Raw genomic sequence first — 10,083 nt, 5'->3', positions numbered from 1 at the left:
GTCACGCTCTCGCAGACGGCGACGACGATCTCGACGCCGTGCTGTCCGATCCGGCGCGGATCGTGTCCACGGGGTACGGGGGCGGTCTGCGCGCGGTCGAACACCGAGACCTCCAGGACGTCCCGACGCAGCTCGAGCAGCAGTCGGCAGGGGCCGGACGTGTGCCGGACCGCGTTGGTCACCAGCTCGCTGACCACCAGCTTCGCCAGGTCGACGCGGTCCTTCGTCACCGGTCGGTGCCGGACGGCCGGCGCGGCCGCGAGGAAGTCTGCGGTGAAGGCGCGCGCGGACCCGATCGCGCCGCCGTCGGCGGCGTCGTCGTAGACGGCACTCGCGGACAGCAGGGGCTCCGGTACCGCACGCTCCGCGGTGATGGCGTCCGTCATGGCCCTGCACTCCCCTCGTACGGTTGGGCGGGCGCGCTGGGCACCTCGTACTCCGCCTTTCCCCTCTTCACGGTTTCCACACCGCCCACATCGGGGATCACTCCGCCGCCGTCGTGTCAGGGGGAGGGAGGCGGCGGGAGCGGTGCGCCGTCCCCGTCCGGTGCCGTGCCGGACCGCCCGGCCTCGGGCCCGTGCCAGTCGAGACAGACGACGAGGACGGCGTCCGGTACGTCGCGGGGCGTCTCCCGCAGCGCCCGGACGACGGCTCTGGGGGCGTCCGCGCAGCTCAGGGGGCCGGTCTGCGCCAGGGCCCGGGCGACGGGACCGTCCGGCGCCTCGTTCTCCCCGCCGGGCGGGGGCCCGCCCGGGTCGCAGGCGACGAAGACGAACCGGTCGCCGGGCAGGAGGCGCAGGTGCTGCGTGGCGTAGACGGTGTCCTCGAACATGCCGAGGGGCAGCTGGCGGTCCAGTTCGATGCGCTCGGTCGTGGTTCCGCGCGTCCGCCAGAGCGTCGGCGATCCGGCGTCGACGACCTCGATCCCGCCGGTGGCCAGGTCGAGGCGCAGCAGGAGGGCGGCGAGCGGGTTCTTTCCCCGGTACTGGCCGTAGAGCGCCTGGTCGGTGAGGCTGGCCTGCCCCACCAGGTCGAGTCCGGCCCGCCGGGCGTTGCGGATCGCGTTCAGGGCGAGGGTGCTCACCAGGGCGGCCGGGGTGCCGGGGCCGGCGCCGTCGGCGACGACGAGGAGCAGCTCGTCCTCGGTCACGCTCCAGTCGAGGAGATGCCCTCCCGAGGTGTAGGCGGGCTCCCAGTAGGCGTGCAGGTCGAACGCCGGCCCGGTGCAGGCCCGGCCCGGCAGGGTGTCCCACTGCATCTCCCCGGCGACGGTGAGGGCGCGCGTCCTGCGGGTGCTGCGGTACAGGTCGGTGTGGCGGTCGGCGACGCACAGGGCGTGTCCGAGCGTCTCGGCGACGCGGCCGAGGCTCTCGACGGACTCCGGGGTGGCGCGGTCCCGGGGCAGCAGGACCACGAGGACGCCGAGCCGGTCGCCGCGGACCGTGACGGGAAGACAAACGGTCGCCGTGGGCCCGTCATCACGGAAAAGATATGGTTGCTGCGTGCGGAAGACGCGACCGACGGGCCCTGTGTCCACGGGCACGTGCCGCACCCCGGCGGGTGCCTGCACGGGGCGTACGGGGCGCAGGGACGTGAACCCGTAGTCGATGAGCAGCAGGTCGGCGGAGGACGCGGCGTACTGCTGCGCGAGACTGGTACGGAGGGAGTCCAGGAGGAGGTGTGGTGCCGCCCCGCGCAGTGCGCTTTCCACTGTCACGTGTCGATCCACCGAATCCGTACCGCCTTCTGGAGAGATGTGGGGATGACCGGTCCGTCGGAAGGCCGACGTCCTCGGCCCCGGACGCCCGAGGAGTGTCGGCAGGCATGAACACCAACCCCTCCCCGTCCCAGCGGGAGCGGCAGCAGACGACTCAGGCCGCCCGGGAGCTCATCGAGCTCCTGGAGGTGCTGTGGGAGCGCGGCCGGGACATGGTGTCGCCGACACCGGTGTCCGCGAGTCAGCTGCGCGTGCTGTACAGCCTGGACCGCGAGGAGGGGATCAGCCTCCGCACCCTGGGCGACCTGCTCGGTTCCGCGCCGCCGTCGGTGAGCCGTATGTGCGACCGGCTGGAGGCGCTGGGCTTCGTGCAGCGGCTGCCCAGCTCCGTGAGCCGAAGGCAGCTGGAGCTGCACCTGACCGTCCACGGCAAGGCGTACCTGCGGGACCTCCGGGCCCAGCGCGAGGAGGCCCTGCTCGCGGTCGTCGCCGCCATGTCTCCGACGAGCCGCAAGGCACTGCTGCGGGGGCTCACCGGCTTCCAGGAGGCTCTGGAAGAGGGCGCGCCGTCGGCCTCGTCACGCCCCGACACGCCGCTGAAGGACGTCAGTTCCGCCTGATCCCCGCGCGCCGCCGGCTCCGGCCGGCCGCACCCCCCATGTCCCCACTGCCACCCTCCGGTCATCCTCGATGCGTTCAACCGGGCACGAGCCAGGTGTTGCCCCAAGGATACAGTTGTCACACGGCAACTGTTGACGGGGTTCCGTACCAGTCGAGGCAGACGACGAGGGCGTCGTCCTCCAGCGGGGTGCCGCCGTGGTACGCGGCGAGTTCGCGCAGCACCGCCTGCGGCACGTGCGTGGGCGGAAGCAGCCGCGTCCCGCTGAGCGCGCGGGCCAGCGCCCGCTCCCCGTAGCTCTCCCCCTCGGGCGAGACGGCGGCGTACACCCCGTCGCTGCCGAAGAGCAGGCGGTCCCCCGGGCGCACGGTGAACCGCTCGGGCACGTAGTGGGAGTCCTCGAACATGCCGAGGGGGAACTGCGCCTCGAAGGAGACGGACTCGACGGAATGGCCCCGCAGCCGCCACAGCCGGGGCGAACCCGCGTCCACGGCCTCCACCTCGCCCGTGGCCAGGTCGAAGCACAGGAGGAGCACCGACACGAAGGCGCGGCCCCGGTACTGCGCGTACACGGCCTGGTCGGCCAGGGCTGCCTGGTCCGCGAGGCCGAGACCGGCCCGGCGGGCGTTGCGGAGGGCGTTGATCGCCAGGTTCGTCAGCAGGGCGGCTTCGATGCCCTCCCCCATGCCGTTGGTGATGGTCAGGGTCAGCCGGCCGGCCGAGACCGACCAGTCGTAGTTGTCGCCGAAGATCGCGTAGGCGGGTTCCAGATGGGCGCCCAGGGCGAACTCGGGACGGGCGCACGAGCGGCCGGGGAGGAGCTGCCACTGCATCTCGGCCGCCAGGGTGAGCCGCGTCGCCCGACGCGCCAGCACGTACAGGTCCGTGTCGCGCTCGGCCACCAGGATCTCGTGCCCGAGTCCCTCGCAGACCTGGCCGAGTCCGGGCAGGACGGCCCCGACGTCGGCCCCTGACGGCAGCGCGACGGTGAGGACGCCCAGCCGGTCTCCCCTCACGGTGACGGGAAGGTGGACCAGGACCGCGTCGGACCCGTGGGTGACGTACGGCTCCTGGGCGCCGAAGGCGCGCCCCTGCGGACTGTCGTGGATCGGGACCGACGGCTCCGCCCCGGGGGTGCGCTCGACGAGCTGGAGGGCCCGCAGTCCGTAGTCCGCCAGACGGAACTCCACCCACCGGGCGCCGCAGTGCTTCCGCAGGGCGTCCTCGACGACGCCCACCAGTTGGTGCGGAGCTGCCCTGCGGAGCGCCTGCTCCACGTCGACGATCTCGTACACGTTCTCCCGCTTCCTTCCTCCCCGGGTGCGGTCCCGTGCCCGGGGCCGCACCGCCCTTCGTCTATCTCGCGCCGCCGGCCGCGGCCAGTGCCTCGGCCACACCGGCGTGCGGCGGGATCGTGGTCGTCACTCCGGTGATCTCCAGGATGCGTCGCACCGGCGACGTCGGCGCGGCGAGGTACAGGTCTCCCCCGAGCGCGCGTGCCCTGTGGACCGCTCTGATCAGGACGTTCAGGCCGGACGAGTCCATGAAGCCCAGTGCGGACAGGTCGAGGACGAGACGGGCCCGCCCCTGTCGGAACTGTTCCGCGAGGTGGTCGTCGAGCAGCTGGGCGGTCTCCATGTCGAGCTCACCCCCCACGGACAGCACCGCTGTACCGGTGTCGCGGATCGTGATGTCGACGTCCAGGTTCATTTCTCGCTCGGACATGTTCCCTGCTTTCCACAATGGGGGACTGGCGGTGGGGCGACGGGCGATCAGGTCACCTGTACACCGATCAGGCACGTGTCGTCGTCCGTGTCCGACTTGCTGCGCGACAGCAGCAGGTCCAGCCGTCGTTCGAGGCAGTCGGCCGGCAACCGGGCGGCGGCCAGCAGCTGGGCGACGGAGTCGTGGACGGAGGTGTCCCGCCGCTCGACGAGACCGTCGGTGTACATGAGCACGGTGTCGTCGGGTTCGAGCCGGAGCTCCGCCTCCTCGTACTCGGCCTCGGCGAGGGCCCCCAGCAGCAGCCCCCGGAGCAGCGGCAGGTCGGCCGCCTCGCCGCCCCGGACGAGCACCGGCGGGAGGTGCCCCGCCCGGGCCCAGCGCAGCGTGCGGCGCTCGGGGTCGTAGATCCCGCAGACGGCGGTGGCCGTGACGTGGGCCGTGAGGTGGTGGGCGACGCTGTTCAGCCAGGACAGCAGCTGTCCCGGTCCCGCGCCGGTGACGGCGAGGCCGCGCAGGGCGTTGCGCAGGACGACCATCCCGGTGGCGGCCTCCACGCCGTGGCCCGCGACGTCCCCCACGCACAGGAGCACCTTCTTGGACGGCAGCACGACGGCGTCGTACCAGTCGCCGCCGACCAGGGACTCGGACTCGGCCGGGCGGTAGCGCACGGCGACCTCGAGTCCCGGCGCGTCGAGCGGCGGTTTGGCCGGGGGCATGATGGCGTGCTGGAGCTGGAGGGTGAGCCTGTTGCGTTCCGCCGCCTCCTCCTCCGTGGCGACGAGGCGGTCGCGGGTGGCCGTGAGGGCGACCTCGGTCCAGTGCTGCGCCGAGATGTCCTGGTAGGCGCCCCGGACCGCCTGGAGCCGGTCGTCGGCGCCCAGGGCGGGTTCGGCGATCACCCGGATGTGGCGCGTGACGCCGTCCCGGCGCAGCAGGCGGAAGGCCGTGGAGCCCGCCCGTCGCTGGTGCAGGACGGAGTGGAGGAAGCGCCGGATGGTGTCGGCCTCGTCGGGATGGGCGTGCGCCGCCAGGTCGCGCAGGGAGACGGGCGGTTCCGTCCGCTGCCGGCCGAAGAGATCGAAGAGCTGGTCGTTCCAGGTGATCTCCCCGGTGAGGACGTCCTCCTCGAAGGCGCCGACACGGCCGAGACGCTGGGCGTGCTGCAGCAGGCCGGCGAGGCGGGCGGTCTCGTCCTCTATGCGCCAGACGAGGAAGACGCCGTCCCCGTGCCGGCTGATGCTGATGTCGGCGAGCGAGGAGAGCGGCACCTGGTCCACGAGCGCGGTCAGCCGTGTCCGCCGGGAGCGGAAGGGCTCGCCCGTGGCGTAGACCCGCTCGATCCGTTCGAAGAGTTCGCTCCCGCCCGCCGTCGCGGGATACGCCTCCAGGAGCAGCGCCCCTTCGATGGCGCTCCGGGGCCGGCCGGCCGGGTCCTGGAAGCTCGCGTTGGCGTGCCGGATTCGGAAGTCGGCCAGCCTCCCCGCCTCGTCCAGGTGCGGGATCAGCACGAGGGCGGGGTCGTGGAGTCCGTCGGCGAGTTCGGCCAGTTCCAGCGCTCCGGCCCCGCCGGGGACGAGGGGGCGCGCCGGCACGGTCTGCGAGGGAAGTGCTTCCAGGGTGTGGGCGCAGAGCTCGGCGAGGGCCTCGATCTGGCGCTCCACGGCCTGGGGCTGGGGGTCCAGCGGGCGGGCCCAGCAGATCTCCAGGACGCCGTGGATGCGGCCGCCGGTGCCGGCGGGGACGACGACCCGGCCGCCGTCGGGGTGGCGCGTGCGCCCGATCGAGGGGATGCCGGCGGCTGCCAGGGAGGGGTACCAGACGGTGCGGCGGCCGATGAGCGCCTGGCGGGCCGCGGTGGTCACGCCCGGCGGTACGTGGTGCCAGCGGGCTGCCTCGTCGGGGCCGAATCCGGCGTGGCCGCGCAGGCTCAGCGAGGCGTCCGGGCCGGTGGTCCAGATCGCCACGGCGACGGCGCCGAGGGGTTCGAGGGCGTGCGCCAGCAGCGACTCGGCGACGGACTGGGTGTCGTCCGCGCTGAGCGCCGCGCTCTCGGCCGTGCGCAGACGCACGCCGACCGAGGCGTCGGCGCCGGCGGCCGGGCCGGGAGTGCCGGACTCGCCGACGGTCGTCCTGAGGAAGTCGCCGGCGGCCTCGGCGACCCGGTCACGGGCCGCCTGGTTGATGATGTCCGCGGCCAGCTCCAGTTGGGAGAGCCCGGCCTGGTCGGCCAGCTCGGCGAGTTGCCGTGCCGCCCGGGCGGGGCCGCAGCCCAGGCGCTCGACGAGCACGCCCTTGGCCAGTTCGACCAGGGCACGCCCCTCGGCCGCCGCGTGCGCGGCGCGCACCTCGCCGCGCAGCCGTTCCACCGTGGCCGCCAGCCGGCCGGCCGTGAAGCGGTCCTGGGCCGGCGGTCGGTCACCGTCGGCGGGGGCCTGACCGGGGACGGCCCCCGCGGTCGCCCCGGGCGCCGGAGCGTCTTCCCCGTGGGGGCCGGAGCACGGTCCTCCGTCCCGGAGGTGGGGGCCACTCACGTCGACGACTCCTCGGGTAGGGCGGCCTCGGGGCCGCCGGACGGACGGGACCACGGCGCGCCGGGAAGGCGCGGTGCCCGCCGCGGGACGCGGTACGGGCCGGTGGGGACGGTCACGGGGCTATCCGCCGTTCAGCCAGCGGCTGACGCAGGCGATGAGCTCGTCGGCGTCGACCGGCTTGGTCACGTAGTCGCTGGCACCCGCGGCGAGGCTCTTCTCCCGGTCGCCCGGCATGGCCTTGGCGGTGACCGCGATGACGGGCAGGTCCGCGAACCGCGGCATCTCCCTGATCCGCGCGGTCGCCGTGTAGCCGTCCATCTCCGGCATCATCACGTCCATCAGGACGAGGTCGACGGTCGCGTGCGCGAGGAGCGCCTCGATCCCCTTCCGCCCGTTCTCGGCGTGCAGCACGGTGATGCCGTGCAGTTCGAGGATGCCGCTGAGGGCGTAGAGGTTGCGGGCGTCGTCGTCGACCACGAGAACGGTACGGCCGCGCAGCGTGGTGTCGACGGTCTGCGGCTCCGGGGCCCGGTGTTCTCCCCGGACCAGGGGCACGACGTCTCCGGGCTGCTCCGCGGACAGGTGCAGGGCGATCCGCTCGCGCAGTTCGTCGAGGCTGGAAAGGAGCTCCAGCGGCCGTCGGCGGGCCAGCTCCTGGAGGGCGCGCTCCCGGTCGACGGCGAGCCGGCGGTTGTTGTGGGCGAGGACGGGGACGGTACGCAGGGCCTCGTCCCCGTCCATCGCGTCCAGGAAGCGCAGGGCGTCGCCGTCCGCCATGTCCAGGTCGAGCACGACGCAGTGGAACGGCTGGGTGGCCAGGGCGGTGGCGGCCTCCTGGGGGCCGACGACCGCCATCAGTTCGATGCCCTCCCGGTCGGCGTGGCCGCCGTCGGCGGCGAGTTCCGTGACGGCGTTCTCGGCGACGAGCGCGAGGAGCCCACGCGGGCGCTCCTCGATCACGAGGAGGCGCCGTGCCGGCCGGCTCGGGGGCGTGCCGGGACGTGCTGCGGGGAGGGCGGGGGCGCCGCCCTGGTCCGGCGCCGCGGCCCGCGGGCCCTCCTGGCCGTCCTCCGCCGGGGCGGTGGGGACGGGCTGCTCCGTGAAGTCGGGGCGGGTGACGGGCAGGTAGAGGGTGAAGGTGCTGCCCTCGCCGGGCATGCTGGCGACCGTGAGGGCGCCGCCGAGCAGATAGGCGATCTCGCGGCTGATGGACAGGCCGAGGCCCGTGCCGCCGTACTTCCGGTTGGTCGTCCCGTCGGCCTGCTGGAAGGCGCCGAAGATCGCCTCCAGGTTCTCGCGGGCGATGCCGATGCCGGTGTCCTTGACGCGGAAGGCGACGACCGGGCCGCCCCGGTGGACGGTCGCCGGGAGTTCGTCGTCCGACGCCGGTTCGATGCGGAGCTCGACGCTGCCGTGCTCGGTGAACTTGACGGCGTTGGACAGCAGGTTCCGCAGCACCTGCCGGAGCCGGGAGTCGTCGGTGACCAGGTCGACGGGGACACCGGCGGCGGTGGAGACCGTGAAGGCGAGACTCTTCTGCGAGGTGAGGGGGCGGAAGGTGTCCTCGACGTAGTCGAGGAGCCTGCGCAGCACCACGCGCTCGGGGTTGAGGTCCATCTTCCCGGCCTCCACCTTGGACAGGTCGAGGATGTCGTTGATCAGCTGCAGCAGGTCCGATCCGGCCGAGTGGATGATGCCGGCGTACTCCACCTGCTTGGCCGTGAGGTTGCGGGTCGGGTTCTGGGCCAGCAGCTGGGCCAGGATCAGGAGGCTGTTGAGCGGGGTGCGCAGTTCGTGGCTCATGTTGGCCAGGAACTCGGACTTGTACTTCGAGGCCAGCGCGAGCTGCTGGGCGCGGTCCTCGATCTCCCGCCGGGCCTGCTCGATCTGGAGGTTCTTGGCCTCGATGTCGCGGTTCTGCGTCGCGAGCAGGGCCGCCTTCTCCTCCAGTTCGGCGTTGGAGCGCTGGAGTTCCTCCTGCTGCACCTGGAGCTCCTCGGTGCGCGAGCGCAGTTCGCCCGCCAGCCGCTGGGACTCCTCCAGGAGTTCGTCGGTACGGGCGTTGGCGACGATCGTGCTGAGGTTGACGCCCACCGTCTCCATGAGCTGCTCCAGGAAGTCCCGGTGCACGGAGGTGAAGGGGCTGAAGGACATCAGCTCGATGACGCCGAGCACCTGGTCCTCGACGACGATCGGCAGCACCACCAGGCTGCCCCGGGACGTCCTGCCGAGGCCCGAGGAGATGGTGACGTAGTCGGCGGGGACGTTCTCGGCCGCGATGGTGCGGCGGCTGCGGGCGGCCTGTCCGACGAGCGACTCGCCCAGCCGGAAGCGGTCCTTGGCCCGGTCGCCGGCGGGCCGGCCGTAGGAACCGACGAGCCCCAGCTCGACGCCGTCCGCTCCCTCTTCGGCCAGGTAGAACGCACCGTACTGGGCGGCCACGAGCGGGGTCAGCTCGTCCATGACGAGTTCGGCGACGACGGCCAGGTCGCGGTGGCCCTGCATCAGCGCGGAGATCCGCGCCAGGCTGGACTTCAGCCAGTCCTGTTCCTGGTTGGCCCGCGTCGTCTCGCGCAGCGAGCCGACCATCGCGTTGATGTTGTCCTTGAGCTCGGCCACCTCGCCCGACGCCTCGACGGTGATCGAGCGGGTCAGGTCGCCCTCGGCGACGGCGCTGGCGACCTCGGCGATGGCACGAACCTGACGGGTGAGGTTCCCGGCCAGTTCGTTGACGTTCTCGGTCAGCCGCTTCCAGGTGCCGGAGACGCCCTCCACCTCGGCCTGTCCCCCGAGCCGGCCCTCGCTGCCGACCTCCCGGGCCACGCGGGTCACCTCGGCCGCGAACGAGGACAGCTGGTCGACCATCGTGTTGATGGTCGTCTTCAGGGCCAGGATCTCGCCGCGCGCGTCCACGTCGATCTTCTTGGAGAGGTCTCCGTTGGCCACCGCGGTGGCCACATAGGCGATCGCCCTCACCTGCGCGGTGAGGTTCCCCGCCATGGAGTTGACGGAGTCCGTCAGGTCGCGCCAGGTGCCGGAGGCGCCCTTCACGTCGGCCTGGCCGCCGAGAATGCCCTCCGTGCCCACCTCGCGGGCCATGCGCGTGACCTCGTCGGCGAAGGAGGAGAGCTGGTCGACCATCGTGTTGATGGTGTTCTTGAGCTCCAGGATCTCGCCGCGCGCGTCCACGTCGATCTTCTGGGAGAGGTCTCCCCTGGCGACGGCGGTGGCCACCTGCGCGATGTCACGGACCTGGGTGGTGAGGTTGCCGGCCATGGCGTTCACCGAGTCGGTCAGGTCGGCCCAGGAGCCGGAGACACCGGGCACCACGGCCTGTCCGCCCAGCGTCCCTTCCGTGCCGACCTCACGGGCCACCCGGGTCACCTCGGAGGTGAAGAGGGAGAGCTGGTCGACCATCCCGTTGAAGACCCTGGAGATCTCGCCCATCAGGCCGTCCGCCTCGGCGGGCAGGCGGGTCCCGAAGTCGCCGT

The 10,083-nt window shown here is 72.8% G+C and carries 7 protein-coding genes; 1 reads left to right on the top strand and 6 read right to left on the bottom strand.

Annotation, left to right across the window (positions count from 1 at the left end; all coding sequences use genetic code 11):
* Both K7G60_RS37350 and K7G60_RS37345 read right to left on the bottom strand, forming a co-directional pair.
* A partial coding sequence (locus K7G60_RS37350; RefSeq protein WP_225805417.1) for an ATP-binding protein occupies positions 1–386 on the bottom strand: 386 nt, incomplete at its 3' end.
* Positions 387–502: 116 nt separating this feature from the next.
* On the bottom strand, positions 503–1,717 hold the full coding sequence (locus K7G60_RS37345; RefSeq protein WP_225805416.1) for a PP2C family protein-serine/threonine phosphatase: 1,215 nt from the start codon (positions 1,715–1,717) through the stop codon (positions 503–505).
* Between the two features lie 107 nt (positions 1,718–1,824).
* Here K7G60_RS37345 and K7G60_RS37340 point away from each other — a divergent pair, with 107 nt between their 5' ends.
* Positions 1,825–2,337: a MarR family winged helix-turn-helix transcriptional regulator gene (locus tag K7G60_RS37340; RefSeq protein WP_225805415.1), complete on the top strand. Its 513-nt coding sequence runs from the start codon at positions 1,825–1,827 to the stop codon at positions 2,335–2,337.
* A gap of 118 nt (positions 2,338–2,455) precedes the next feature.
* On the opposite strand, the gene K7G60_RS37335 is transcribed toward K7G60_RS37340, so the two are convergent.
* The 4 genes from K7G60_RS37335 to K7G60_RS37320 all read right to left on the bottom strand — a co-directional run.
* Positions 2,456–3,631, bottom strand: a complete 1,176-nt coding sequence (locus K7G60_RS37335) for a PP2C family protein-serine/threonine phosphatase (RefSeq protein ID WP_225805414.1) — start codon at positions 3,629–3,631, stop codon at positions 2,456–2,458.
* A 61-nt stretch (positions 3,632–3,692) separates the two neighbouring features.
* Positions 3,693–4,061 carry an STAS domain-containing protein gene (locus K7G60_RS37330; RefSeq protein ID WP_225805413.1) on the bottom strand — a complete coding sequence of 123 codons (369 nt, stop codon included), beginning with the start codon at positions 4,059–4,061 and terminating at the stop codon, positions 3,693–3,695.
* Positions 4,062–4,108: 47 nt separating this feature from the next.
* Positions 4,109–6,592 carry a SpoIIE family protein phosphatase gene (locus K7G60_RS37325; RefSeq protein ID WP_225805412.1) on the bottom strand — a complete coding sequence of 828 codons (2,484 nt, stop codon included), beginning with the start codon at positions 6,590–6,592 and terminating at the stop codon, positions 4,109–4,111.
* A 120-nt stretch (positions 6,593–6,712) separates the two neighbouring features.
* Positions 6,713–10,083, bottom strand: a 3,371-nt coding sequence (locus K7G60_RS37320; RefSeq protein WP_225805411.1) for a HAMP domain-containing protein, incomplete at its 5' end; no start/stop codon positions are given.

Source organism: Streptomyces sp. NK15101, assembly GCF_020400725.1.
In the GTDB taxonomy this organism is placed as follows: domain Bacteria; phylum Actinomycetota; class Actinomycetes; order Streptomycetales; family Streptomycetaceae; genus Streptomyces.
This window is presented reverse-complemented; position numbering and strand designations above follow the sequence as displayed.